We start from the raw sequence: 24,334 nt of genomic DNA on the forward strand, positions 1-24,334 counted from the left end.
CAAGAGGGCACACAGCATGAGCACGCACACCAATCCACCGACTCCGCGCGAACGGCTGGTCGTCGTCGGCAACGGCATGGCCGGCATCCGCACGCTGGAGGAGCTGCTGGCCAAGGCGCCGGACCGCTACGACATCACCGTCTTCGGCGCCGAACCGCACCCCAACTACAACCGCATCATGCTCTCCCCCGTGCTGGCCGGGGAGAAGACCTTCGACCAGATCGTCCTGAACGGGCGCGACTGGTACGAGGCCAACGGAATCAAGCTGTTGACCGGCGACCGGGTGGAGGTGATCGACCGTGCGAACCGCAGCGTCACGGCGATGTCCGGCCTGACCGTGCCCTACGACCGGCTGCTGATCGCCACCGGTTCCACCCCCGTCATCATCCCGGTCCCCGGCTCCACCCTGCCCGGCGTCGTCGGCTTCCGCGACCTCGCCGATGTCGACACGATGCTGGAGGCGGCGGCCAAGGGCGGGCGCGCCGTGGTCATCGGCGGCGGCCTGCTCGGGCTGGAGGCGGCCAACGGCCTGAAGGTCAAGGGCATGGACGTCACGGTCCTGCATCTGATGGACACGCTGATGGAACGGCAGCTCGACCGCTCCGCCGGGGCGCTGCTGCAGCACGAGCTGGAGCGCCGCGGCATCACCGTGCTGACCGGCGCCGACACTGCTGAAATTGTGGGCATAGAGAAAGTTTCCGCGGTTCGCCTGAAAAACGGGCAGGAGCTTCCCGCCGATCTGGTGGTCATGGCCGTGGGCATCCGCCCGAACACGACGCTGGGCAAGGCGGCGGGGCTGGCCTGCGGGCGCGGCATCCAGGTGGACGACACCATGACCACCTCCGATCCGGCGATCCTGTCGGTCGGCGAGTGCGTGGAGCACCGCGGCCAGACCTATGGCCTCGTCGCCCCGCTGTTCGAGATGGCCAAGGTCGCCGCCGCCCGGCTGGCCGGGAGTGCGGAGGCCGCCTACACCGGCTCCGTCACCTCGACCAAGCTGAAGGTGACGGGGGTGGACGTCTTCTCGGCCGGCGACTTCACCGGCGGCAAGGGCTGCGAGGACATCGTGTTCCGCGACGCCGCCCGTGGCGTCTACAAGCGCGTGGTGGTCAAGGAGAACCGCATCCTCGGCGCCGTGCTCTACGGCGACACCAAGGACGGCGGCTGGTACTTCCAGATGCTGAAGGACGGCACCGAGGTGGCGCCGGTCCGCGACACGCTGATCTTCGGCCAGAGCTTTGGAGGCGAGGGGGCGGCAAACCCTAAGGCCGCCGTTGCGGCGCTCCCCGACAGTGCGGAGATCTGCGGCTGCAACGGCGTGTGCAAGGGGACCATCGTCACGGCGATCACCGAGAAGGGCCTGTCCAGCCTGGACGAGGTGCGGGCTCATACCAAAGCCTCGGCCTCCTGCGGAAGCTGCACTGGTCAGGTGGAGCAGCTCCTCGCCCTCACGCTGGGCGACGGCTACGCGGGCGAGGCGAAGGCCAAGCCGATGTGCAAATGCACCGACCGCACCCACGACGAGGTGCGCCGGGCCATCACCACGCTGGAACTGAAATCCATTCCCGACGTGATGCAGCGGCTGGAATGGCGCACGCCCGACGGCTGCCATCATTGCCGCCCGGCGCTGAATTACTACCTGCTCTGCGAATGGCCGGGCGAGTACAAGGACGACAGCCGGTCCCGTTACATCAACGAGCGCGTCCACGCCAACATCCAGAAGGACGGCACCTACTCCGTCGTGCCGCGCATGTGGGGTGGGCTGACCAGCGCCAAGGAGCTGCGCGCCATCGCCGACGTGGTGGACAAGTTCGCCATCCCCACGGTGAAGGTGACCGGCGGCCAGCGCATCGACCTGTTCGGCGTGAAGAAGGAGGACCTGCCCGCGGTGTGGGCGGACCTGAACGCCGCCGGCATGGTGTCCGGCCACGCCTACGCCAAGGGGCTGCGCACGGTGAAGACCTGCGTCGGTTCGGAATGGTGCCGCTTCGGCACGCAGGACAGCACCGGCCTGGGCGTCAAGCTGGAGCGGATGACCTGGGGCACCTGGACCCCGCACAAGGTGAAGCTGGCCGTCTCCGGCTGCCCGCGCAATTGCGCGGAGGCCACCATCAAGGATCTGGGCGTCGTCTGCGTGGACAGCGGCTACGAGCTGCATGTCGGCGGCAACGGCGGCATGCATGTCCGGGCCTGCGACCTGCTGGTGAAGGTGGAGACCGAGGCGGAGGTGCTGGAATACACCGGCTCCTACATGCAGCTCTACCGCGAGGAGGCCCGTTACCTGGAGCGCACCGCCCCGTGGGTCGAGCGCGTCGGGCTGGAGTATGTGAAGCGCCGGCTGGTCGATGATGCCGAGGGCCGGGCGTCCCTCAACGCCCGCTTCCTCTTCTCCCAGAGCTTTTCGCAGGACGATCCCTGGGCCGAGCGGGCCAACGGGTCGGTGGACCGTCACGAATTCGCGCCGCTCGCTCAGGTGGGGTAACGTCACATGGATCAGAGCATTTCCTGGATCACCGTCGGCTCGGTCGAGGACATCCCCCGCCAGGGGTCGCGCGTGGTGCGGACCGCCTACGGCGACATCGCCCTGTTCCGCACCGTGGCGGACGAGGTCTACGCGCTGGAGGACCGCTGCCCGCACGCCGGCGGCCCGCTGTCGCAGGGCATCGTCCACGGCGCGCGGGTGACCTGCCCGCTGCACAGCTGGGTGATCGACCTCGCCAGCGGCGAAGCGGTCGGCCCGGACGAGGGCTGCGCCGGCCATTGCCCGGTGCGGGTGGTGGATGGCGCGGTGCAGCTCGGGCTGGCCGCCTTCCGTCCGGGATGTGGAGGGTGCGGCCATGGGTAACGCACCGTCCGACTCTCCCCCTCCTTCTTCCCCCTCTCCCCCCGGGGAGAGGGTTGGGGTGAGGGGGTTGCGCATTTGCCGGACGCACCGCCACGCGCAACCCCCTCACCCTCCCCTCTCCCCGAGGGGGAGAGGGAAATCGCGGCGGGGAAGCCCATCCGCACCACCTGCCCCTACTGCGGTGTCGGCTGCGGCGTTCTGGCCTCCGTCGCCGCCGACGGCACCGTGACCGTCTCCGGCGATCCCGACCATCCCGCCAACCGGGGGAAGCTCTGCTCCAAGGGCACCAACCTGCCCAACACGCTGGGCCTCGGCGAACGGCTGCTCCACCCGCAGGTGGACGGGCGGCGCGTCGCCTGGGACGAGGCCATCGCCGCCGTCGCAACGCGCCTGTCCGACACCATCGCCGAGCACGGCCCGGACTCGGTGGCCTTCTACGTCTCCGGCCAGTTGCTGACCGAGGACTATTACGTCGTCAACAAGCTGGCGAAGGGCTTCCTCGGCACCGCCAACATCGACACCAATTCGCGCCTCTGCATGGCCTCCAGCGTGGCGGGCCACAAGCGCGGCTTCGGCGCCGACGCGGTGCCGGTGACCTACGAGGATCTGGAGGAAGCCGATCTGGTCCTGCTGGTCGGCTCCAACCTCGCCTGGTGCCACCCGATCCTGAACCAGCGGCTGCTGGCGGCCAAGCGGACGCGCGGCACCCGCATCGTCGTCATCGACCCGCGCCGCACCGCCGCGGTGGACGGGGCCGACCGGCACCTGCCGATCCGTCCCGGCACCGACGCCCTGCTGTTCAACGGGCTGCTCGTCCATCTCGCCGACAACGGGCTTCTCGACGCCCGTTTCGTCGCGGAGCACACCGCCGGTCTGGCCGAGGCGCTGGAGGCGGCGCGTGCCGACGCGCTCTCCCCCGCCCATGTCGCCGCCCGCTGCGGTCTGCCGCTGGCCGACATCGAGGCCTTCTACGCTGAAGTCGCAACGGTCCGCCGCACCGTCACCATCTACTCCCAGGGGGTGAACCAGTCCTCGCAGGGGACGGACACGGTCAACGCCATCCTGAACGTCCATTTCCTGACCGGGCGGATCGGGGCGCCGGGCATGGGACCCTTCTCGGTCACCGGCCAGCCCAACGCCATGGGCGGACGCGAGGTCGGCGGGCTCGCCAACCAGCTCGCCGCCCATATGGGGTTCGAGGCGGAGTCGGTGGACCGGCTGCGCCGCTTCTGGAACGCGCCGCGCGTGGCGGACAAGCCCGGCCTGAAGGCGGTGGACCTGTTTCGCGCGGTGGAGCAGGGCACCGTCCGCGCCGTCTGGGTCATGGCGACCAACCCGGCGGTCAGCATGCCCGACGCCGCCCGCGTCCGCCGCGCGCTGGCGCGGTGCGAGACGGTCATCGTGTCCGATTGCATCGCCGACACCGACACGGCGCGGCTGGCCCACATCCGCCTGCCCGCCGCCGGCTGGAGCGAGAAGGACGGCACCGTCACCAATTCCGACCGCACCATCTCCCGCCAGCGGGCCTTCCGTCCCCTGACGGGCGAGGCACGGCCCGACTGGTGGATCGTCACCCAGGTCGCCCGCGCGATGGGCTATGCCGACGCCTTTCCCTTCGCGACGCCCGCCGACATCTTCCGCGAGCACGCCGCCCTCTCCGCCTTCGAGAACGACGGCACGCGCGCCTTCGACATCGGCGGCCTCGCCGGGCTGTCCGACGCTGAATTTGAAACGCTCGCTCCCGCCCCCTGGCCACGGCGGGTCGGTGAGGGGCCGATGCGCCGTCTCTACACCGACGGGCGCTTCTTCACCGACGATGGGCGGGCGCGTTTCGTCCCGGTCACCTCCCGCCCCCTGCCCCGCAGCGTGGAGCCGGGTTCGCTGATGTTGAACACCGGCCGCCTGCGCGACCAGTGGCACACCATGACGCGCACCGGCCTGTCGCCGCGCCTCTCCGCCCACGCGCCGGAACCCTGCCTGGACCTCCACCCGCAGGATGCGGCGGCGCGCGGCCTGACGGACGGCGCCCTGGTCAGCCTCTCCACCCCCATCGGTACGGCGCTGGCCCGGCTGCGCGTGACCGAGGCGCAGCGGGTGGGGGAAGCCTTCCTGCCCATGCACTGGACCGACCGCTTCACCGCCTCCTGCGTCGTCGGGCGGCTGGTGGACGACAGGGCCGTGGACCCCGTGTCGGGCCAGCCGGACCTGAAGCGGATGCCGGTGACGGTCGTCCCCTACCCCGCCGCCTGGACCGGCTTCCTGATCGCCCGCACCCCGGTGGAGCCCACCCACGGCGGCTACTGGTCGCGCCGCGCCGTCCCCGGCGGCCACCTGATCGAACTGGCCGGCGAGGGCGCCCTGCCCGCCCCCGACGCGCTGGCGTTCGGCTTCGCCGGGGCGACGGTCGATTACAGCGACGCGGCCCGCGGCGTACTGCGCCGCGCTTGGGTGACGCATGACCGGCTGGAGGCCTGCCTGTTCCTGTCCACGACCGGTGGGCTGCCCAGCCGTGCTTGGCTGGTCGATCTGCTGTCGGCGGAAGCGCTCGACGGTGCCGCTCGCCGCGCCCTGCTCTCCGGCCGGTCACCGGTTCCCACGGCGGACGAGGGGCGGACGGTCTGTTCCTGCTTCGGCGTCGGCGTCAACCCTCTGATCGCCACCATCCAAAGCCAACGCCTGACCACCGTCCAGGAGATCGGAGCGGCCCTGCGGGCCGGGACCAACTGCGGCTCCTGCCTTCCCGAACTCAAGGAGATCCTTGCCGATGCCCAGCGCAGTCATGTGGCTTGACGGTCTTGTCTCCCGGTCCGGGGGCAAGCGTTTCAACTTCATCGTCGCCCTGCGCGCGGCGCTGGGTTCGGCATTGCGTCCGCGCACGGCCCGCCGCGTCGCCCGCGCCATCCCACGGGCGGGCATGCGGACGCCCCACGTCACGCTGGTCGGCGCCGGGCCGGGGGACCCCGACCTGCTCACCGTCGCGGCGGCGCGGGCGATTTCGCAGGCCGAGGTGATCCTCTACGACCATCTCGTCGGGGCGGGCGTCCTCGCCCTGGCGCAGCCGGGGGCGGAGCTGATCTGTGTGGGAAAGCGGTCGGGCAAGCACTCCCACTCGCAGGAAGCCATCAACGCGCTGATCGAGGCGCAGGCCCGCACCGGGCGGCGCACCGTCCGGCTGAAGGGCGGCGACCCGATGATCTTTGGGCGGGCCGGCGAGGAGATCGAGCATCTGGAGCGTGTCGGAATCAGCGTGTCGGTGATCCCCGGAATCACCGCCGCGCTCGGCTGCGCGTCGAGCGCCGGGCTGTCGCTGACCAAGCGCGGCGTGTCGCGCGCCGTCACCTTCGTCACCGCCCACGCCCGCGCGGGCGACGCGACCGAGCCGGACTGGGCGCGGCTGGCTGACCCCAAGGGCACGCTGGCGATTTACATGGGCCGCGAGGCCGCCCGCCGCGTCGGGTGCGGCCTGACCGCGGGCGGGCTGTCCCCCGACACGCCGGTGCTGGCGGTGGAGAACGGCTGCCGCCCCGACGAACGCCACCACCGCACGACGCTGGGCGCCATGGCGGAGCGGGGCGTGGCGGCGGGTGACGGCCCGACGCTGCTCCTGATCGGCTGGGCGCTGGAGGAACGGGTGCTAGAAGACGGGGCGGCGGACGCCGGTGATGCCTTCCGCGCGGGCGGCGACGTCGGCCAGGGGCTCGGTCACGACTGACATGGTGAAGACGGTGGCGTGCAGCAGCGTAGCGCCGTCCAGCATGATCCCGACATGGCCGGGGAAGAACACGATGTCGCCGCGGCGGTAGTCCATCCCCTGCCCGTCCGTGGACAGCATCGGCCCCAGCCGGCCGTCGTTGCGCTGCATCCCGCTGCTGTGGTGTGTGGTGATCCCCGCCCCGCGCAGCGCCACCTGGACGAGGCCGGAGCAGTCGATGCCGAAGGCGCTCCGCCCGCCCCAGACATAGGGCGTCTCCAGGAAGCGCAGCGCCGTCTCCACCGGAACGCGGTCCAGCGGCACGGCCACCGGCTCCAGCAGCTTGCCGAAGGTCCACAGCCCGTTATCCAGCCGGACCCAGCCGCTGTCGGCCTTTTCCGCTACGGTCACGAGGCTGCCGAAGCTCAGCGCCGCCACCGGCACCGCCTTGTGGGTGGGCGCCGGGTGCAGATTCGCCACCCGTCCCGATACGCGGTGGGTCGGGGCAACCGGCTCCGTCAGGTCCGTGCCGGGGGGAAGCCAGCCGACATGGCCGTCGGTGCGGTTTTCCACCTTCACCCAGTCGCCATCCCGGTCGAGCGGCGTACATGTTTCACCGAACAGCATCTCGCTGGTTTGCGGGACGCCGTGCCTCGGCTGTTCCAGGAGAACGGCCTGCGGGGCGGCGAGCCGGCGGATCGGGGTGGTCTGTGCATCGGTCATGCCGGTCACGCTAGAGCCCGCCCCGCCGGAATGCAAGCCAGAGGACCGTTCCGGACAATCCTCCGGGAGATGGGGATTTGCTATGGATTTGACGCTTTTCGACAGGAGAGTGCGATGGGCAACCGTGTGAGGCGTCTGGGGCTCGCGGCGGCGACAGGGGCATGTCTGCTGGCCGGTGCGGCCGCCGCGCAGACGGCGCCCCAGGCGGCCATCCCCCAGGCCGCCACCAGCGGTCCCCTGCGGCTCGTGCCGAATCCCGTTGCCTCTCCGGCGCCCTCTTCAACGGTGGAGCAGCCCCCTGCCCCGCCGGTCCCCGTTCCACCGCAGCCGTCCTCGGCGGCCACGGTGGTCCGGCCGGGTCAGCCCGCGGCCAACCCTGCGTCCATCCCGCAGCCCGCCGCGAGCGCTGACCCGGCCCAAATCCATCCGCCCACGCCGCGCCCCCAGCCGACCGACGGGGTCGCGGCGGTCCGCGCCTTCTACGACGCCTTGGGGCAGGCGGACGCCGCGCGGGCCAACACCTACGTCATTCCCGAGAAGCGGGGCAGCGGCGCCTACGACATCGCGTCGATGAACCGCTTCTACGGCAACATGAGCGTTCCCGTCCGCCTGCTGGCCGCGGAGCCCGTCGGCCGGGACACCGTGCGCGTGCGCTACCACTACGTCTATGTGAACGGCCGCGCCTGCGACGGCGCCGCCGAGGTCGCGCTGGCCGAGCGCGACGGTCTGGCCCTGATCGAACGGATCAAGGCCCTCAACGGCTGCTGAGCCCCTATCCCCTCTCCCGCCCCGGGAGAGGGTGCCCGCGAAAGCGGGCGGGTGAGGGGCGTACGGGAATCGAGGCGCTGGTCCTTGCCGGTACCCTCACCCTTCCCACGCTGGCGCGTGGGCCCCTTCCCTCTCCCGGGGCGGAGAGGGGGTGTGAATGGCTACCTCGCCCTTCCCGTCGGCTTGCCGGCCTTGGCCGGCGTGCGGCGGCCCTTGCCCGCCTGCTGGGTGTAGAAGGTCTTGCCCGGCTTCGGCCGATCCGCCTTGGGCTTGTCCGCCTTGCCCAGCCCCCCCGTCGTCTGCCAGGCCGGCACGAGCTGGTGCTCGCCCGGCCCGATCAGGTCGCTGCGGCCCATCGCCTTCAGCGCGTCGCGCAGCACCGGCCAGTTCTCCGGGTCGTGGTAGCGCAGGAAGGCCTTGTGCAGGCGGCGCTGCTTCAGCCCCTTGGCCGAGAACACCGTCTCCGAGCCCTCGCGGCGGATCGGGCGCAGCGGGTTGCGGTCGCTGTGGTACATCGCCGTGGCGAGCGCCATGGGGGAGGGTAGGTAGGTCTGCACCTGATCGGCCTTGAAGCCGTTCCGCTTCAGCCACAAAGCGAGGTTCATCATGTCCTCGTCGCTGGTGCCGGGGTGGGCGGCGATGAAGTAGGGGATCAGGTAGAGCTTCTTGCCCGCCGCCTTGGCCGCCTTCTCGAACATCTCCTTGAAGCGGTCGTAGGTGCCGATGCCCGGCTTCATCATCTTGGACAGCGGGCCGGGCTCGGTGTGCTCCGGCGCGATCTTCAGGTAGCCGCCGACATGGTGGGTCACCAGCTCCTTCACATACTCCGGACTGCGGACGGCGAGGTCGTAGCGCAGGCCCGAGGCGATGTTGATCTTCTTCACGCCGGGGATGGCGCGCGCCTTGCGGTAGAGCTGGATCAGGTCGCTGTGGTCGGTGTTCAGGTTCTTGCAGATGTCCGGGAAGACGCAGGACGGGCGGCGGCAGACCTTCTCGATCTCCGGGTCCTTGCAGGCCATGCGGTACATGTTGGCGGTCGGCCCGCCCATGTCGGAGATGACGCCGGTGAAGCCCTTCACCTTGTCGCGGATCTCCTCGATCTCCTTGAGGATCGAGCCCTCCGATCGGCTCTGGATGATGCGCCCCTCATGCTCGGTGATCGAGCAGAAGGAACAGCCGCCGAAGCAGCCGCGCATGATGTTCACCGAGAAGCGGATCATCTCCCAGGCCGGGATGCGCGCGTCGCCGTAGGACGGGTGGGGCGCGCGGGCGTAGGGCAGGCCATAGACCCCGTCCATCTCCGCCGTGGTCAGCGGGATCGGCGGCGTGGTCAGCCAGACCTCGCGGTCGCCGTGCCGCTGCACCAGCGCGCGGGCGTTGCCGGGGTTGCTCTCCTGGTGGAGCACGCGCGACGCGTGGGCGTAGAGCACCTTGTCGGCGCTGACCTGCTCGAAGGAGGGCAGGCGGACCACCGTGCGGTCGGCCCCGGCGGCGCGCGGGGCGGCGGGGGTCAGCTCATCGATGCTGCTGCTGTCGATGACGGTCCAGCCGTCCGGCACGCGGCTGCGGACGATGGAGGTGCCGCGGACGTCGTCGATCTCCCGCGCCTTCTCCCCGGCGGCGATGCGGTGGGCGACGTCGATGATCGCCCGCTCGGCGTTGCCGTAGCACAGGATGTCGGCCTTGGAGTCCACGAGGATGGAGCGGCGGACCTTCTCGCTCCAATGATCGTACTGGGCGATGCGGCGGAGGCTCGCCTCGATGCCGCCGAGCACGATGGGCACGTCCTTGTAGGCTTCGCGGCAGCGCTGGCTGTAGACGATCACCGCGCGGTCGGGCCGCTTGCCGCCCTCGTCGTTGGGGGTGTAGCTGTCGTTGTGACGCAGGCGGCGGTCCGAGGTGTAGTGGTTCACCATCGAGTCCATGTTGCCGCCGGTCACCCCGAAGAACAGGTTCGGCTTGCCCAGCGCCTTGAACGGCTCCGCGCTGCTCCAGTCGGGCTGGGCGATGATGCCGACGCGGAAGCCCTGCGCCTCCAGCAGCCGCCCGATGATCGCCATGCCGAAGCTGGGATGGTCCACATAGGCGTCGCCCGTCACCACCACGATGTCGCAGCTATCCCAGCCCAGCCGGTCCATCTCCGCCCGCGTCATCGGCAGGAAGGGCGCCGGGCGCCGCGCCTCCGTCCGGTGCCGGGGGAGGGAGAAGATGTCCCGCGCCGCCGGAACGGCGACGGTGGGCGTGGCTTCGTTGAGCATGACGCTCTCCGTTCGGGCCGCCGGTGCGCGGGGCGCGGCCGGGGCGGGGTGCTTGATGGTCGGGTGCCGGTTTCATACCGGTCTTGTCCGGCATGGTCCACCGCGCGAGTCCCTACGGAAGTGCCGCGGCGCGGTCAAGGATTGCCTGACTGTCCGGGTCAACTTTATACGCGATTATGACGCCGTGATGTGTGCAGCCGGGGCGCCGTCGGCAAGGGGGCTGTCGCAACGGCCACGCCGGCGTCCTGTTGGGAAGGGCGGAGACGCAAGCCGTCACCCCCAAACAGGAGCTGATCATGAGCACCGACAAGCGTTACGGCGACCAGCGCGACGAGCCGCTCGACATCAAGAACACCCGCGCCGACCCGGCCATCGACGAGGAGAAGATGGGCTTCCAGAACATTGAAGGGCCGGGTGCGGAGACCAGAAAGGATAAGGCGCCGGACCCCGACGACTCTCCGGACAGCGCACCCCGGCCGTGACGGGGACCCCGCGGGTGCCCGGGGCGTTGTTTGCTGAAGCCACAACAAAGCGGAGGTTCGCCATGGCTGAAGAGAAGACACCGGACAGCCCTTCCGACGCGGGCAAGGACTCCCCGTTGGAGGACAAGACCAAGACGCCCGGTGACGGGACGCTCCAGGACGCCGTGCCCGCCGGAACCACGTCCGACGAGTTGCGGCGGCGGGCCGACGAGGATGACGGCTCCGTCCAGCCGGGCACCGGCTGACGCCTTGAGCGCGTCGTCGGTTTCATCATACGACGTCGTATGAGAACGACGCCGTATGAGAATGAGTGGGTATGAGAGCTACCGGGTGACGCTGTCGCCTGCGGGCGCGGCCAATCCGACCATGGCATAGCTGCTGCGGATGGCCGCGTCCAGCGTTGGGGGCAGGGGCTGGATGCGCTGTTCCCGCGCCGCGCGGCGGGCGAAATCGGGGTCCGCCGCCAGGGCCCGCGTCGCCGCCGCCTTGGCCTCGTCCATGCGCCCCATCTCCAGGAAGGCGATGGCCAGGGCAGCCTGGGCCGGGGCGGCGGCGGTCACCTCGAACTCCAGCTTCGTGCTGTCCGGGTGCCCATGGCGCTGGAGAGCGAGGCTGTAGGCGGGCAGGAGCCGCTCCCGCTGCGCGGGGTCGCGTTCCATCGCCTGCTCCAGCAGGGGCAGGCCCTTCGCGGACTGTCCGGCTTCGACGTGCCACAGGCCGAGATCACCCAGCACATGGGCGTTTCCGGGCGACGCCTGCAAGGCGCGCTGACCGGCGGCGAAACAGGAGGCGTATTGACCACGCAGGCAGTGGGCGGTGTAGAGCGCCGTCAGCGGACGCAACGCGGCCGGCTCCAGTTCGGTGGCGCGCAGGGCGGCGGCCAGGGCATCCTCCAGGGCGGCATCGTTCCGCTCCGCCCGGTAGGCGTCGGATTGCAGCAGGGACAGCGCCGACCAGAGGCGGGCGGCCTCGCCGGCGCTGGTCGCCGGGGCGCTGGCCGCGGAGGTCAGGCAAGCGCTCAGGGCGGTCCGCTCGGCCGGCGGGATCTCATGCCGACCGGTGGCGAGGGTGGCGCACTCGCGCGGCGACAGGCTGGCGGCCGGCTTGGCGCGCAGGCGCGCGGTGACGGCGGGCAGCAGCGGGCCTTGCGGAGCGGTCACCGGCTCGATGATGCCCGCCGCCAAGGCCTGCGGCGTCGGCATGCCCTGCGGCCCGGCCGGGCGGTCCAGGCTGGTGGACCACAGCACCGTCCCGGTGGCGAGGTCGGTCAGGTGAACGACCAGACGCACCGTCGCGTCGTGCCCCAGGAGGCTTCCGGACAGGCGAAATCCCTGATGGGGCAGGGCGGCGGTGAGCGGCGGGTCGATCCGCACCGGGAGGTCGGTCCGGTTGGCGAGGCCGCCGGCGATCTCATCGGTCACCATGGCGGCAAGGGCGCCGTCCTCCGCCGACTGTCCAGTGGTCCGGAAGGGGCCGACGACGATGGACATCGACGCATCGGCTGCCGCGGACGGGACGGCGGACACCGACATCGCCGGCTCGATCCCGCTCGGCTCCGCAATGGCCTCGTTCGGATGCGGGCCGAGGGCCAGCGCCTCCTCCACGTCGATCGGGGTGGCGAGGTTTCGTCCGACCAGCAGGCCGGCCAGTCCGACCGCGATCAGCACGACGACCGCCAGCCCGGCGGTGCGCAGGGATAAGGGTCGGCGCACCGCCTCCGTCGCCGAAACGGCGTGAGGGCAAGGCAGGGCGGCGGGCGGGGCCTGGTTTTGCCGCTCGAAACGCGGGGCGTAGCCACCCTTCGGCACGACGATGCGGATCGGGTCGTCACGGCCGGCGGTCAGGTAGTAATGGTCCAGGCTGCGGCGCAGCCGTCCGGCCTCCAGCCGCACGATGGGGTCGGATTGCGGATCGAAGCTCGGCTCGCGGTTGAAGACGCTGACGGCGATGCAGTAGGCCTTGATCTGCTGCGCCCGTCCCTCCAGGCACTCCTCGACCACATAGCGCAGGAAGCGGCGGTTGCGGTCCGACGCGTCGAAATGATCGCTCGTCAAAATCCGCTCAAGCTGAGTCCTGACGGCGCGGTCATCCAATGCCCACCCCTGCGCGGGCGGAGTTTCCTCGGTCATCCGTGACATCTCCCGAACGTTGAGAAAGACGACGTGTGATCCTTCTCAAAAGGGGTGGGTCGATGTGTTGCCGGCATTCTTTCATCGGGAAAAACCGGTGTCCATCGGCACTGTGCTTTTAGGCCGGCCCCTATTCCCGAAGTCCGCCCGCATCTCTGTTCGTTGGGGTAAGGCGCTCATCCGAAGGCTGAGACCATCCGACCGAAGGCGGTGAACGCCACCCCCGTCGAACGGGATGTAAACTACCGTATGCTACCCGCCACGGCGGAACGCCCGGCGCGGCAACGGGTTCTCCCGCCGCCGGACAGGGGACTCGACGGGGAAGGGCCGAACGATGGCTGAAGGCCCATCCCATCCCCGCGGCACGCCCGGCTTACCGACGCGCAACCCCCGCCGTCGACAGGGCGTGCCGACATTTCCCGGTTTTCCCTGTTCTGGGCTTCGGTAACGCAACGCACTGGTGGTTCCATGTCTTTTTTGTCGCCGTCTTTCCTGTCGTCGCTGAACGTGCCGTCCCATCGCTCTCCCGCTCCCCACCTTCAAACGCCATCCTCAAAATCCCGCACAAACCAATCCGCCACAGGCGCGCTGACGCGCCGCGGCATTTTCGGACTGGGGGCCGCCGTGGCGGTCGGCGTCTGCAACAGCCGCAGCGCCGCGGCGTGGGAACCGGCGCCGGAGCGCACCCTGCGGATCTACAACTGCCTGACGGGGGAAAGCTTTGACGGCGTCTATTGGGCGGAGGGACGCCCGGTGGCGGAGGCGATGGCCCGCATCGACTGGGTGCTGCGCGACCATCGCAGCGACGATTGCCACCGCATCGATCTCGCCCTGCTGAACCGTCTGTCGGAGATGCAGGAGAAGTTGGACAGCCAGCATCCGTTCGAGGTGCTGTCGGCCTTCCGCTCCCAGGAAACCAACCGCCGTGTGAAGGGGGCGGCGACAGGCAGCCTGCATTTGCAGGGGCGGGCGGTCGACCTGCGCCTGCAGGGGCGGCGCGCGGTGGACCTCTACCGCTGCGCTCTGTCCTTCGGCGACGGTGGGGCGGGCTGCTACGCCAAGCGGAACTTCGTCCATGTGGACACCGGGCCGACGCGGCGCTGGATGGGTGCCTGAGCGTGGCGGCACGGAATCGGGACTTTTCGTCGCAGAACCTTTTGCCAGGGAGCATCGGGCGAAGGGCATTACGCCGATGGATGGATTGTGCGCAGGACGGAGGAAGCGCACCATAGCCCGAAAAAGAAGGCCATACGATCAGGCCAATGCTCTTTGGGAGGAGCCCATGCTAACCCCAACCGACCTTGCGGACCCCCGGGGCCGCAGCTTGTCGGCGCGCCGTCACCCGTTGGCGGACCCGGCCCGGATGGCCCAGGCCCGCACGCTGGCGGGCTGGATCGCCGTGATCGCCGAAGACCGCGGCCTGGACGAGCGTGGCGTGGCGGCCGCCACCGGCCTGGACATCGAGGATGTCCGGGCGGTTCTCGGCGGCACCGTGTTCATGATGCCCGTGAGCACGCTCGACCGCGCGTTGCGCCGCCTGGAAGGCCGCCCGCACTGAGGAGCCGCAGACCCGCCTCTCCCTGCCCGCCGGCACAGGAGGACCGCATGCCCCATCACGTCCGCAAACGGAGCAGCGCCATGGACCGCTCGGAGAAACGCGACGCCATCACCCGCATCCGCCACGCCGCCGAACAGCAGGGTCTGGACGCCGGCGATCTGGCCCGGATGACCGGTCTGGCGCCGGGGCATGCCCGCGCGATCCTGTCCGGTTTCGGCTCGACGGTTCCGCGCGATGCCCTGGACCGCACCGTCTCCGTCCTGCCGGAGTGACGGAACGCCTGTAACGGCACGCTGAAATGGAAACGGCGGCGCATCGGGTGCGCCGCCGTTTCGTCAGGGGATGTGCCGCGGTTCAGGCGACCGAGAGCACGTCCAGATAGACGTTCGCCGGCTCGGTCAGGTGAATCCGGTACAGCATGCCCGTCTGGTCGACGATGATGCTGGCGACGGGGTTCTTGGCGGCCATGTCGGTGACGGCGGCGCGCACGTTGCGCGGCAGGCTGTCGAGTTCGACGTCGCGGTAGCCGTTCTTGTCGGACAACTTGATGGTCTTCTGGCCCATGGTCAGGCGCCCTGCGTGCATGCTCTGTTTGCGGTGGGCGGACCATGATCCCGTCGGGTTAAGGAAGCACTAACCAAGAACCGTGCAAACGCAGGACTGATGAGCAGCGGCTGCATCGGTGTCCTTGGAATAATCCGGGCTGCGGTTGCCCCCACCCTTCCCACGGCTTCGCCGCGGGCCCCTTCCCTCCCCCGCTTCGCAGGAGAGGGAAATTCAGTCCCCTCCCCTGCGAAGCGGGGGAGGGTTAGGGAGGGGGCCAGCGGCTCACCCATGAAAATGCTCGAACACCCGCCGGGCCAGCGCCGCGCTGATGCCGGGGGTGGCCTCCAGATCCTTCAGCCCGGCCGAGGCCACCGCGGTGGAACTGCCGAAATGATGCAGCAGGGCCTTCTTGCGCGACGGGCCGACGCCGGGGATGCCGTCGATGCGGGTGTGGTCCATCGCCTTCAGGCGGCGGGTGCGGTGGGCGTCGATGGCCGTCCGGTGGGCCTCGTCGCGCAGCCGTTGCAGGAAGTAGAGCACCGGGTCGTTGGGCTCCAGCCGGAAGGGCTCGCGGTCCGGCAGGAAGAAGCGCTCGCGGCCGGCGTCGCGGTCCGGACCCTTGGCGATGGCGGCCAGCGGCACGCCCGTGATGCCCAGCCCGTCCAGAACCGCGCGGGCGGTGTTCAACTGACCCAAGCCCCCGTCGATCAGCACCAGATCGGGCCACTGACCGCCGCTGCGCTGCGGGTCCTCGCGCAGCGCGCGGCCGAAACGGCGGGTCAGCACCTCGCGCAGCATCGCGTAGTCGTCGCCGGCCGCGTCGGGATCCTTGATGTGGAAGCGGCGTCCGGCGTTGCGCTGGATGCCCTCCGGCCCGGCGACCACCATGGCGCCGACGGGGAAGGCCCCCTGGATGTGCGAATTGTCGTAGATTTCGATACGGGCCGGTGTTTTCGGCAGCCCGAAGACGCGCGCCACCCCGGCCAGCAGCTTGCCCTGGGCGGAGCGTTCGGCCATGCGGCGGCCGTGCGCTTCGCGCGCGTTGGTCAGGGCGTGTTCGACGACGCGGCGCTTGGGACCGCGCTGGGGCACCTCCACCTCCACCCGCCGCCCGGCGGCGATCGTCAGCGCCTCGGCCAGCAGGGCGCGCTCCGCGATGGCGTGGCTGAGCAGAAGGTGGCGGGGCGGCGGCGTCCCTTCGTAGAGCTGGGCGGCGAAGGCGGCGAGGATCGCAGCCGGCTCCTCCTCTCCGTCGTGCCGGGGGAAGAAGACGCGGGTGCCCTGGTTGCGCCCGCCGCGGAAGAAGAAGGCCTGGACGCAGGCGGTCCCGCCCTCGGCGTGGACGGCCAGCACGTCGGCGTCCTCCAGCACACCTTCCAGATTGATGTCCTGGCGGCTCTGCAGGGCGGTCAGGGCGCGGATGCGGTCGCGCCAGCGGGCGGCGTCCTCGTAGGCCAGCCGGTCGGAGCAGTCCATCATGTGGCGGGCGAACTCCGCCTGGATGGCCGCGCTGCGTCCGGACAGCACGTCGCGCACGCCCTGCATCTGGGCGGCGTAGTCCTCCGCCGTGACCCGGCCGACGCAGGGGGCGGAGCAGCGCTTGATCTGGTGCTGGAGGCAGGGCCGCGTGCGCGATGTGAAGGTGGCGTCGTCGCAGTTGCGCAGCAGAAAGGCGCGCTGCAACGCCCCGATGGTCATGCCGACGAGGGCGGGGGAGGCGTAGGGGCCGAACAGGTCGCGCTTCTTGCCATGCCGGTCGGCGCTGCCGCGATGGTGCATCAGGCGTGGGAACTCGTGACCCTGGCCGAGCGCGATGTAGGAAAAGGACCGGTCGTCCTTCACCAGCACGTTGAAGGGCGGCAGCAGACGGCGGATCAGGTTCGCCTCCAGCAGGAGGGCCTCCGCCTCGGTGTGGGTGGTGACGAACTCCATGGAGCGGGTCAGCGCCACCATGCGGCGGGTGCGGTTGGGCAGCCCGTCCGTCCGGGTGTAGCTGGCCACCCGGCGTTTCAGATTCTTCGCCTTGCCGACATACAGGATGCGACCGTCCGCCCCGATCATCCGATAGACGCCGGGCGTGTCCGGCAGCGTCGGCAGGGTGGAGCGGATCACCGCAACGCCATCTACAGCCAAGCCGGCCATCGCTCTATTCCGGTGTGTTAACCACGATGGAGCGGAAGGAAGCAGGGGAACGAACCATGGACAAGGGACAATCGTCAGCCCTGTCCGTCAGGGCAAGCCTCACCCCGCCCTTTGCCGCTCCACGCCCGCATCGGCGTCGGGGCGGGTGCTGTCGCGGACCACCAGTTCGCAATCCAGCCCATGGTGCGGCTGGGCCACCGTCGTGCCGTTCAGCCGGGCCAGGATCTGGCCGGCGGCCAGCTCGCCGATCTCGCGCTGCGGCGGGCGCACGGTGGACAGCGGCGGCAGGCAGGCGGCGCTGAAGGTCAGGTCGCCGAAGCCGATCACCGCCAGATCGTCGGGCACGCTCAGCCCGCGCCGGTTCGCCTCGAACAGCACGCCCAGCGCCATGGCGTCGTTGGAGCAGACCACCCCGTCGATGTCCGGATGCAGCGCGAACACCTCGTCGATCAGCCAGATGCCGACGGGGGTGGAGGCGGTGTCGGGGGCGGTGAAGGCGATCGGCTCGTGCAGGCCGCGACGGCGCACCTCGTCCTCATAGCCGTCGGTGCGGCTGCGCACGCGCATGTCCTGGTGCACGGCGGCGCCGATGTAGGCGACCTTGCGGCTGCCCTGGTCGTAGAGGTGGCTGGCCTGCCGCCGCCCGACCTCGAAGTGGGAGAAGCCGACCGTCATGTCCACCGCCGGGGTCTGGGCGGAGGGGATGTCCCACATCTCCACCACCGGCACGCCGGAGGAGCGCAGCATGGCGCGCGTCCGCTCGGTGTGGTGCAGGCCGGTGACCACCACCGCGGCGGGCGACCAGGCGAGGAAGGCGCGGATCAGCTCCTCCTCCCGCTCCGGATCGAACTCGCTGACGCCCAGCAGCGTCTGGTAATGGGCGGTCTGGAAGGCGCTTTGCAGCGTGTTGTAGGTTTCCGCGAAGAAGGAGTTGGTGATGGAGGGCAGGATCACCCCCACCGTCCGGCTCTTCGCCGCGGCGAGGCTGCCCGCCACGAGGTTGGGCACGTAGCCGAGCTGGTCGATCACCGTCCGCACGCGGGTCGCCAACTCCTCCGACACCGCCTCCGGCTTGCGCAGATAGAGCGAGACGGTGCTGGGCGACACGCCGGCGGCGTTGGCCACGTCCGTCATGGTCAGCCGCTGGGTGGCGCGGCGGGTTTTCTTGCGGATGGGCTTGGCGGGCTTCGGCGGGATCGGCTTGGCGGGCGGCTGTGCGGTCATTCTCGTCCTTCCCTGCGGCGAACCCCGCCGCGCGGCGTGGCGGCATCATAGCACGCCGTTGGAAAAGCGGGGGAAAAGCGGGAACGGTCAGGGCGCGGCATTCGGTTCCGCTCCAGCCATGTCCGTATCCGCCAGGGCGGCGCGCGCCTGCTCCGCGAAGAAGTCGATGAAGACGCGGATCTTCGCGGGCAGCAGGTTGCGGTGGGGGTAGAGCACGGCGAGCGTCACCGGCTCCGGCGGGCAGTGCGGCAGGACGACGCGCAGTTCCCCGTGGCGCAGATGGTCGGCCACCTCCCACAGCGGCTTCAGCACGATCCCTGCCCCGGCCAGCGCCCAGCCGGTCAGCACGTCGCCGTCGTCGGCGTCGAACTGGCCGGACACCGGCAGGGTCATCGGGCCTTGTGGGGTGTTCAGCGTCCACTGGAACTGCTGCGAGCCCGGAAAGCGCAGCAGCAGGCAATGGTGGGACAGCAGATCCTCCGGCCGGGCCGGCACGCCCCGCCGCTCCAGATAGGACGGCGCGGCGCAGAGCACCCGTGGCAGGTCGGCGATCTTGCGCGCGACGAAGCTGGAATCCTTCAGCGGCGCCATGCGGATGGCGACGTCGGTCGCCTCGCGCAGCAGGTCCAGCAGATGGTCGGACAGGCGCAGCCGCAAATCCACCTGGGGGTAGGCGGCGTGGAAGCGCGGCACCATCGGGGCCAGGATGCGCCTCCCGAAACCCAGCGGCGCGGTCACCCGCAGACTGCCCACCGGCGCCCCGCCGATGGCGCCGACGCTGCTCTCCGCCCGTTCCGCCGCCTCCAGAACCTCCAGGCAATGTTCAAAGAAGACCTTTCCGGCCTCGGTGAACTGCACCTGCCGGGTGGTGCGGTTGAGCAGGCGGGCGTTCAGATGCTCCTCCAGGCTTTGCAGCCGGTGGCTGACCACGGCGGGCGACAGGCGCAGGCTGCGCCCGGCGGCGGACAGGCTGCCCAGCTCCACCACCCGCACGAACACCCGCATGTTCTCCAGCAGCGCCACGCCTTGTCTTTCCTGATTTTCCTTCTCCCCCTGGGGGCGAGGGGATAAGAGGGAAGAATCCTCCCACCTTTCCGTTTTTTTTGAAAGTGCTGGCGCACGCATCCGCTTCCCCGCTGCGCTGCGGCAACCGTAGAGTTCAGGGTGAGGATCACCGAACGGAAGAGGCCGCGACGCATGGAGCCGATCGTCTGGGAGTGGGTCAACTTTCTGGTGCGCTGGCTGCACGTCATCACGGCCATCGCCTGGATCGGGTCGAGCTTCTATTTCATCCACCTCGACCTGTCCCTGCGGCGGCGCGACGGCCTGCCCGATGGGGTGGCGGGGGAGGCGTGGCAGGTCCACGGCGGCGGCTTCTACAACATGATGAAATACACGGTCGCCCCGCCGGAGCTGCCGGAGAAGCTGACCTGGTTCAAATGGGAAGCCTACGCCACCTGGCTCAGCGGCTTCGCGCTGCTGTCGGTGCTCTACTACCACGGCGCCGCGCTCTACATGATCGACCCGGCGGTGTTGGACATCCCCTGGTGGGGGGCGGTGCTGCTCAGCCTGGGCGCCCTGGGGCTGGGCTGGCACGGCTATGACCGGCTGTGCAAGTCGCCATTGGGCAAGGACGACGTGAAGCTGGCGGCGGCGGGCTTCGTCTTCCTGGTGCTGGTCGCCTGGGGCCTCAGCCACCTCTTCAGCGGGCGGGCGGCGATGCTGCATGTCGGCGCGCTGATCGGCACGATGATGTCGGCCAACGTCTTCCGCATCATCATCCCCAACCAGACCAAGGCGGTGGCCGCCATGAAGGCCGGCCAGGTGCCCGACCCGGCGCTGGGCAAGCAGGCCAAGCAGCGGTCGCTGCACAACAATTACCTGACGCTGCCGGTCGTCTTCCTGATGATCTCCAACCACTACCCGCTGGCCTTCGGCACGCGCTACAGCTGGGTGATCGTGGCGGTGGTGCTGGTGGTGGGGGCGGTGATCCGCCACTTCTTCAACAGCCGCCACGCCGGCAAGCCGACGCCCTGGTGGACCTGGGCGGTGGCCGCCGCGGGCGTCGCCGTCATCGTGGGCCTGAGCGCCGCCGGCACGCGGACCGAGAGCGCCGCCGCGCCGGCCAAGGTGGAGTTCGCGCAGGTGGAGGAGGTGGTGCTGTCCCGCTGCTCCATGTGCCACGCGGCTCAGCCGGTGTGGGAGGGGATCGGCGCGCCGCCGCGCGGCGTGACGCTGGACAGCGCGGAGGCGATCAGCCGCCACGCGCCCCAGATCCGCGTCTGGGCGGCGCTGTCCGACGCGATGCCCCCCGGCAACGTCACCGGGATCACGCCGGAGGAGCGCCGCCTGCTCGCCGCCTGGACCGATCAGCTTCCCCGGTAGGTGGAGTAGCTGTAGGGGGAGACGAGCAGCGGCACATGGTAATGCTGGTCCGCGTTGGCGACACCGAAGCGGATCGGCACCACGTCGAGGAAGGCGGGTTCGACGATCTCCAGGCCGGAGGCGCGGAAATAGGCGCCGGCCTCGAACACCAGCTCATAGACGCCCGGCGTCAGGTCGGCCCCGGCGAGGAGCGGCGAGTCGCAGCGCCCGTCGGCGTTGGTGCGGGTCTGCATCAGCCGCTCCCGCCGCTCCCCGTCGATGCGGTAGAGGGTGACGGCAATCCCGGCGCCGGGCCGTCCGTGCGTCGTGTCGAGAACATGGGTGGTCAGGCGCCCGCTTCCGGACATGGGTCTCTCCTCTCGTGAATCCCCTCGCCCCCCTGCGGAGAAGGGATAAGCGACTTTACACCGCACCGCCGCGCGGTCCGAACGGGGCCTGCGCAAAAAGACTTTCAAACGGATCGAAAAAGCGGACCTCGGCGATTGCGGTTATGCTGCGGGGCAGGGGACCGATCAGGGAAGGCCGGGATGCGACCGAGCGAGATGGACCGTGCAAGTTTCGTCGCCCGATTCGGCGGCGTGTTCGAACATTCGCCCTGGGTCGCCGAAGGCGCCTGGGATGCCGGCAATCAAGGGGGAAACCTCCCCGACGATGCGGAGGGCTTGCACGCCGCCATGGTCGCCGTCCTGCGCGCCGCCGGCCATGACCGGAAGCTGGCGCTGCTGAACGCCCATCCCGATCTGGCGGGCCGTCTGGCGCTGCGCGGCGAGCTGACCGCCGACAGCACGGCGGAGCAGGCCAGCGCCGGGCTGGACCGCTGCACGCCCGAGGAGTTCGCCCGCTTCACCGAATTGAACGACGCCTACAAGGCGCGCTTCGGCTTCCCCTTCATCCTGGCGGTCAAGGGCCGCAGCCGCGCCGACATCCTGGAGGCGTTCGAAACCCGCCTGTCCAACGGCCCGGAGGAGGAGTTCGCCACGGCGCTGGCCCAGGTCGAGCGCATCACCTGGCTGCGCCTCAAGGATTTGCTGCCCAAGGACATCGAGCCATGACCGGCTTCGGCGCGGACCTGATGGCGCGGCTGGACGCCTTCGCCGGCTTCACGGAGGAGCCGGGGCTGCTGACCCGCCTGTTCCTGACCCCACAGCACCGCGCCGCCGCGGACTGGCTGATGGAACTGATGGGCAAGGCCGGGATGAACGCCCGGCTGGACCCGGCGGGCACGGTGGTCGGCCGTTACGAGGGGACCGTGCCGGGCGCGCCGGCCCTGCTGATCGGCTCCCACATCGACACGGTGCGCAACGCCGGCCGGTATGACGGGAACCTGGGCGTGCTCGCCGCCGTCGCCGCGGTGGCGGAACTGGACCGGCGCGGCGAGCGCCTGCCCTTCGCCATCGAGGTGCTGGGCTTCGGCGACGAGGAGGGGGTGCGCTTTCCCGTGACGCTGACCGGCAGCCGCGCCATCGCGGGTCGCTTCGACCCGGCGGCGCTGGAGATGCGCGACCGCGACGGCGTGCGCATGGCCGACGCGCTGCGCGCCTTCGGCGGCGACCCCGAGGCCATCGCCACGGCGGCCCGCAAGCCGGGGGAGGCGCTGGCCTTTCTGGAGGTCCACATCGAACAGGGGCCGGTGCTGGAGGCCGAAGGGTTGCCGGTCGGCATCGTCACGGCCATCAACGGCGCCACGCGCTTCGCCGTCCGGCTGCGCGGCATGGCCGGCCACGCCGGCACGGTGCCCATGGCGCTGCGCCGCGACGCGCTGGCCGCCGCCGCCGAGATGACGCTGGCGGCGGAGCGGGTGGCCGCCGCCTCGGACGCCGGGCTGGTGGCGACGGTGGGCCGGATCGAGGCGAAGCCGGGCGCCGTCAACGTCATCCCCGGCGAGGCCGCCTTCACCCTTGATGTCCGCGCGCCGGAGGACGCCGTGCGGCGGGACGCCTGCGCCGTCATCCTCGCCGACTTCGAGGGCATCGCCGCCCGCCGCGGCGTGGAACTGGCGGTGGAGACCACCCACGACGCGGCGGCCGCCCCCTGCTCCCCCGGCATCCGGCGGCAGATCGAGGCCGCCGTGGTCCGCGCCGGCGTGCGTCCCCTGTCGCTGCCCAGCGGCGCCGGGCACGACGCCATGGCCTTCGCCGGCGTGCTGCCGATGGGCATGCTGTTCGTCCGCTGTGCGGGCGGCATCAGCCACAACCCCGCCGAATCCATCACCGCGGAGGACGCCGACCTCTCGGTGCGGATCCTCCTGGACATCATCCGCCACTTCGAGCACGAGACCCCGACAGCATGACCGACGCCGCCAAACAGGCCATCCACGCGTTCCTGGAGCAGACCCGCGACGCGCAGGTCCGCTTCCTGGCCGAACTGGTCAAGGTGCCCTCCGACAACCCGGCCGGCGACTGCGCTCCCCACGCCGAGCGGGCCGCCGTGCTTCTGGAGGGCATGGGCCTGACGGTGGAGCGCCACCCGGTCCCGGCGGAGCTGGTGCGGGCCAACGGCATGATCTCCGCCACCAACCTGATCGTGCGCCGCCGCTTCGGCGACGGGCCGACGGTGGCGCTGAACGCCCATGGCGACGTGGTGCCGCCGGGCGAAGGCTGGACCCGCGACCCCTACGGGGCGGAGGTGGTGGACGGCTGGATGTACGGGCGCGGCGTCGCCGTCTCGAAGTCGGACTTCGTCACCTACACCTACGCGCTGCTGGCGCTGGAAAAGGCCGGGCTGGACCGCGGCACGGTGGAGCTGCACCTCACCTACGACGAGGAGGCCGGCGGCGAGATCGGGCCGAAATGGCTGCTCGACGAGGGGCTGAGCAGGCCGGACGTCGCCATCGCCGCGGGCTTCAGCTACGGCGTCGTCACCGCCCACAACGGCTGCCTGCATCTGGAGGTCGAGGTCACCGGCAGGTCCGCCCACGCCGCCCTGCCGATGACCGGCATCGACGCGCTGGAGGCGACGACGGCGATCCTCGCCGCGCTCTACGAGCACCGCAAGGGCTATGCCGAGACCGTGTCGGCGGTGGGGGGCATCGGCTCGCCGCAGTTGACGGTCGGGCTGATCAAGGGCGGCATCAACACCAACGTCGTCCCGGACCGCGTGACCCTGCGCCTCGACCGCCGCATGATCCCGGAGGAGGCGCCGGAGGCGGTGGAGGAGACGTTGCGCGCGGTCATCGCCGAGGCGGCCACGGCTTTCCCGAAGGCCCGCGTCGAGGTCCGCCGCGTCCTGCTGGCCCGCCCGCTGACCCCGCTGCCCGGCACCGACCGGCTGGCCGCCGTCCTCTGCGCCCACGCCAGCCGCGTGATGGGCGAGCCGGTGGAGACCAAGGGCGTGCCGCTCTACACCGACGCGCGCCATTACTCCGACGCGGGCGTGCCCATCGCCCTGTTCGGCGCCGGCCCTCACACCATCGAGGAGGCCAACGCCCACCGCGCCGACGAGCGCCTGCCGCTGTCCGACCTGTTCAAGGCGACGGAGGTTGTGGCGCTGTCGCTGTTGGAGTTGCTGGGCGAGGGGTGAGGCCCCCACCCTAACCCTCCCCCGCTGCCGCAGGGGAGGGGACTTTATTCTCCCTCCCCTGCGA

Annotated in this window: 22 protein-coding genes; 14 read left to right on the top strand and 8 right to left on the bottom strand. The window is 70.5% G+C overall.

The genetic code is table 11. The features are described 5' to 3' along the window. Positions 1-16 precede the first annotated feature (16 nt). From nirB to cobA, 4 genes are all read left to right on the top strand, one after another. On the top strand, positions 17-2,482 hold the full coding sequence (gene nirB, locus D3869_RS19695; RefSeq protein WP_137141538.1) for a nitrite reductase large subunit NirB: 2,466 nt from the start codon (positions 17-19) through the stop codon (positions 2,480-2,482). Positions 2,483-2,488: 6 nt separating this feature from the next. After that, positions 2,489-2,845, top strand: a complete 357-nt coding sequence (gene nirD, locus D3869_RS19700) for a nitrite reductase small subunit NirD (RefSeq protein ID WP_137141539.1) — start codon at positions 2,489-2,491, stop codon at positions 2,843-2,845. Between the two features lie 156 nt (positions 2,846-3,001). Next, positions 3,002-5,635 (top strand): nitrate reductase, encoded by a 2,634-nt coding sequence (locus tag D3869_RS19705; protein ID WP_137142016.1) that lies wholly within the window; start codon positions 3,002-3,004, stop codon positions 5,633-5,635. After that, positions 5,604-6,557 (top strand): uroporphyrinogen-III C-methyltransferase, encoded by a 954-nt coding sequence (gene cobA, locus D3869_RS19710; protein WP_137141540.1) that lies wholly within the window; start codon positions 5,604-5,606, stop codon positions 6,555-6,557. Before D3869_RS19705 ends, cobA begins: the two co-directional genes overlap by 32 nt. On the opposite strand, the gene D3869_RS19715 is transcribed toward cobA, so the two are convergent. After that, positions 6,480-7,259: an NlpC/P60 family protein gene (locus D3869_RS19715; RefSeq protein WP_137141541.1), complete on the bottom strand. Its 780-nt coding sequence runs from the start codon at positions 7,257-7,259 to the stop codon at positions 6,480-6,482. The genes cobA and D3869_RS19715 overlap by 78 nt on opposite strands. 114 nt (positions 7,260-7,373) lie before the next feature. Between D3869_RS19715 and D3869_RS19720 the strand changes: the two genes are divergently transcribed. Continuing rightward, positions 7,374-8,027 carry a hypothetical protein gene (locus tag D3869_RS19720; protein ID WP_137141542.1) on the top strand — a complete coding sequence of 218 codons (654 nt, stop codon included), beginning with the start codon at positions 7,374-7,376 and terminating at the stop codon, positions 8,025-8,027. A gap of 161 nt (positions 8,028-8,188) precedes the next feature. Here D3869_RS19720 and D3869_RS19725 read toward each other — a convergent pair whose 3' ends face one another. Continuing rightward, on the bottom strand, positions 8,189-10,285 hold the full coding sequence (locus D3869_RS19725; protein WP_137141543.1) for a YgiQ family radical SAM protein: 2,097 nt from the start codon (positions 10,283-10,285) through the stop codon (positions 8,189-8,191). 296 nt (positions 10,286-10,581) lie between these two features. On the opposite strand from D3869_RS19725, the gene D3869_RS19730 reads away from it, so the two are divergent. Together D3869_RS19730 and D3869_RS19735 are read left to right on the top strand one after the other, a co-directional pair. Continuing rightward, positions 10,582-10,767 carry a hypothetical protein gene (locus D3869_RS19730; RefSeq protein ID WP_137141544.1) on the top strand — a complete coding sequence of 62 codons (186 nt, stop codon included), beginning with the start codon at positions 10,582-10,584 and terminating at the stop codon, positions 10,765-10,767. A 62-nt stretch (positions 10,768-10,829) separates the two neighbouring features. Next, entirely contained in the window at positions 10,830-11,012 is a 183-nt protein-coding gene (locus D3869_RS19735) for a hypothetical protein (RefSeq protein ID WP_137141545.1), read from the top strand. Positions 11,013-11,090: 78 nt separating this feature from the next. Here the strand turns inward: D3869_RS19735 and D3869_RS19740 are convergent, their stop codons facing one another. Beyond that, the gene (locus tag D3869_RS19740; protein WP_247895797.1) at positions 11,091-12,896 is read right to left on the bottom strand and encodes a hypothetical protein; all 1,806 of its coding nucleotides are present in this window, start codon (positions 12,894-12,896) and stop codon (positions 11,091-11,093) included. A gap of 624 nt (positions 12,897-13,520) precedes the next feature. On the opposite strand from D3869_RS19740, the gene D3869_RS19745 reads away from it, so the two are divergent. The 3 genes from D3869_RS19745 (at position 13,521) to D3869_RS19755 (ending at position 14,726) form a co-directional block, all read left to right on the top strand. Continuing rightward, entirely contained in the window at positions 13,521-14,012 is a 492-nt protein-coding gene (locus D3869_RS19745; RefSeq protein WP_247895798.1) for a YcbK family protein, read from the top strand. A 166-nt stretch (positions 14,013-14,178) separates the two neighbouring features. Further along, positions 14,179-14,454 (top strand): hypothetical protein, encoded by a 276-nt coding sequence (locus tag D3869_RS19750; RefSeq protein ID WP_137141546.1) that lies wholly within the window; start codon positions 14,179-14,181, stop codon positions 14,452-14,454. A 47-nt stretch (positions 14,455-14,501) separates the two neighbouring features. Continuing rightward, positions 14,502-14,726: a hypothetical protein gene (locus tag D3869_RS19755; protein ID WP_137141547.1), complete on the top strand. Its 225-nt coding sequence runs from the start codon at positions 14,502-14,504 to the stop codon at positions 14,724-14,726. A gap of 82 nt (positions 14,727-14,808) precedes the next feature. Here the strand turns inward: D3869_RS19755 and D3869_RS19760 are convergent, their stop codons facing one another. From D3869_RS19760 to D3869_RS19775, 4 genes are all read right to left on the bottom strand, one after another. Continuing rightward, entirely contained in the window at positions 14,809-15,039 is a 231-nt protein-coding gene (locus tag D3869_RS19760; protein WP_247895799.1) for a hypothetical protein, read from the bottom strand. A 243-nt stretch (positions 15,040-15,282) separates the two neighbouring features. Then, complete coding sequence (gene uvrC / locus D3869_RS19765; RefSeq protein ID WP_137141548.1) at positions 15,283-17,142, bottom strand: excinuclease ABC subunit UvrC; 1,860 nt, start codon at positions 17,140-17,142, stop codon at positions 15,283-15,285. A gap of 99 nt (positions 17,143-17,241) precedes the next feature. Continuing rightward, positions 17,242-18,366, bottom strand: coding sequence for a LacI family DNA-binding transcriptional regulator (locus D3869_RS19770; protein WP_137141549.1), 1,125 nt, complete (start codon positions 18,364-18,366; stop codon positions 17,242-17,244). Between the two features lie 87 nt (positions 18,367-18,453). After that, positions 18,454-19,389: a LysR family transcriptional regulator gene (locus D3869_RS19775; protein WP_137141550.1), complete on the bottom strand. Its 936-nt coding sequence runs from the start codon at positions 19,387-19,389 to the stop codon at positions 18,454-18,456. A 174-nt stretch (positions 19,390-19,563) separates the two neighbouring features. Between D3869_RS19775 and D3869_RS19780 the strand changes: the two genes are divergently transcribed. Then, entirely contained in the window at positions 19,564-20,751 is a 1,188-nt protein-coding gene (locus D3869_RS19780) for a urate hydroxylase PuuD (protein ID WP_137141551.1), read from the top strand. On the opposite strand, the gene uraH is transcribed toward D3869_RS19780, so the two are convergent. Then, a complete protein-coding gene (gene uraH / locus D3869_RS19785) occupies positions 20,736-21,098 on the bottom strand; it encodes a hydroxyisourate hydrolase (RefSeq protein WP_137141552.1) in 363 nt (120 codons plus the stop codon). The two genes, D3869_RS19780 and uraH, sit on opposite strands and share 16 nt — an antisense overlap. A gap of 195 nt (positions 21,099-21,293) precedes the next feature. Between uraH and uraD the strand changes: the two genes are divergently transcribed. From uraD to D3869_RS19800, 3 genes are read left to right on the top strand one after another with little or no spacing between them, the layout of a single operon-like run. Beyond that, positions 21,294-21,803, top strand: a complete 510-nt coding sequence (gene uraD, locus D3869_RS19790; protein ID WP_247895800.1) for a 2-oxo-4-hydroxy-4-carboxy-5-ureidoimidazoline decarboxylase — start codon at positions 21,294-21,296, stop codon at positions 21,801-21,803. Beyond that, the gene (locus tag D3869_RS19795; RefSeq protein ID WP_137141554.1) at positions 21,800-23,041 is read left to right on the top strand and encodes an allantoate amidohydrolase; all 1,242 of its coding nucleotides are present in this window, start codon (positions 21,800-21,802) and stop codon (positions 23,039-23,041) included. Before uraD ends, D3869_RS19795 begins: the two co-directional genes overlap by 4 nt. Then, positions 23,038-24,270, top strand: a complete 1,233-nt coding sequence (locus D3869_RS19800; protein WP_137141555.1) for a M20/M25/M40 family metallo-hydrolase — start codon at positions 23,038-23,040, stop codon at positions 24,268-24,270. Before D3869_RS19795 ends, D3869_RS19800 begins: the two co-directional genes overlap by 4 nt. The last annotated feature ends 64 nt before the right edge of the window (positions 24,271-24,334 follow it).

Source organism: Azospirillum brasilense, assembly GCF_005222205.1.
In the GTDB taxonomy this organism is placed as follows: domain Bacteria; phylum Pseudomonadota; class Alphaproteobacteria; order Azospirillales; family Azospirillaceae; genus Azospirillum; species Azospirillum brasilense_G.

What these genes read in the sequence shown, in the direction of transcription:
- nirB (WP_137141538.1), top strand. Translation starts at nt 17, where the DNA reads ATGAGCACGCACACCAATCCACCGACTCCGCGCGAACGGCTGGTCGTC.
- nirD (WP_137141539.1), top strand. Translation starts at nt 2,489, where the DNA reads ATGGATCAGAGCATTTCCTGGATCACCGTCGGCTCGGTCGAGGACATC.
- D3869_RS19715 (WP_137141541.1), bottom strand. Translation starts at nt 7,259, where the DNA reads ATGACCGATGCACAGACCACCCCGATCCGCCGGCTCGCCGCCCCGCAG.
- D3869_RS19720 (WP_137141542.1), top strand. Translation starts at nt 7,374, where the DNA reads ATGGGCAACCGTGTGAGGCGTCTGGGGCTCGCGGCGGCGACAGGGGCA.
- D3869_RS19725 (WP_137141543.1), bottom strand. Translation starts at nt 10,285, where the DNA reads ATGCTCAACGAAGCCACGCCCACCGTCGCCGTTCCGGCGGCGCGGGAC.
- D3869_RS19730 (WP_137141544.1), top strand. Translation starts at nt 10,582, where the DNA reads ATGAGCACCGACAAGCGTTACGGCGACCAGCGCGACGAGCCGCTCGAC.
- D3869_RS19735 (WP_137141545.1), top strand. Translation starts at nt 10,830, where the DNA reads ATGGCTGAAGAGAAGACACCGGACAGCCCTTCCGACGCGGGCAAGGAC.
- D3869_RS19740 (WP_247895797.1), bottom strand. Translation starts at nt 12,896, where the DNA reads ATGACCGAGGAAACTCCGCCCGCGCAGGGGTGGGCATTGGATGACCGC.
- D3869_RS19750 (WP_137141546.1), top strand. Translation starts at nt 14,179, where the DNA reads ATGCTAACCCCAACCGACCTTGCGGACCCCCGGGGCCGCAGCTTGTCG.
- D3869_RS19755 (WP_137141547.1), top strand. Translation starts at nt 14,502, where the DNA reads ATGCCCCATCACGTCCGCAAACGGAGCAGCGCCATGGACCGCTCGGAG.
- D3869_RS19760 (WP_247895799.1), bottom strand. Translation starts at nt 15,039, where the DNA reads ATGCACGCAGGGCGCCTGACCATGGGCCAGAAGACCATCAAGTTGTCC.
- uvrC (WP_137141548.1), bottom strand. Translation starts at nt 17,142, where the DNA reads ATGGCCGGCTTGGCTGTAGATGGCGTTGCGGTGATCCGCTCCACCCTG.
- D3869_RS19770 (WP_137141549.1), bottom strand. Translation starts at nt 18,366, where the DNA reads ATGACCGCACAGCCGCCCGCCAAGCCGATCCCGCCGAAGCCCGCCAAG.
- D3869_RS19780 (WP_137141551.1), top strand. Translation starts at nt 19,564, where the DNA reads ATGGAGCCGATCGTCTGGGAGTGGGTCAACTTTCTGGTGCGCTGGCTG.
- uraH (WP_137141552.1), bottom strand. Translation starts at nt 21,098, where the DNA reads ATGTCCGGAAGCGGGCGCCTGACCACCCATGTTCTCGACACGACGCAC.
- uraD (WP_247895800.1), top strand. Translation starts at nt 21,294, where the DNA reads ATGGACCGTGCAAGTTTCGTCGCCCGATTCGGCGGCGTGTTCGAACAT.
- D3869_RS19795 (WP_137141554.1), top strand. Translation starts at nt 21,800, where the DNA reads ATGACCGGCTTCGGCGCGGACCTGATGGCGCGGCTGGACGCCTTCGCC.
- D3869_RS19800 (WP_137141555.1), top strand. Translation starts at nt 23,038, where the DNA reads ATGACCGACGCCGCCAAACAGGCCATCCACGCGTTCCTGGAGCAGACC.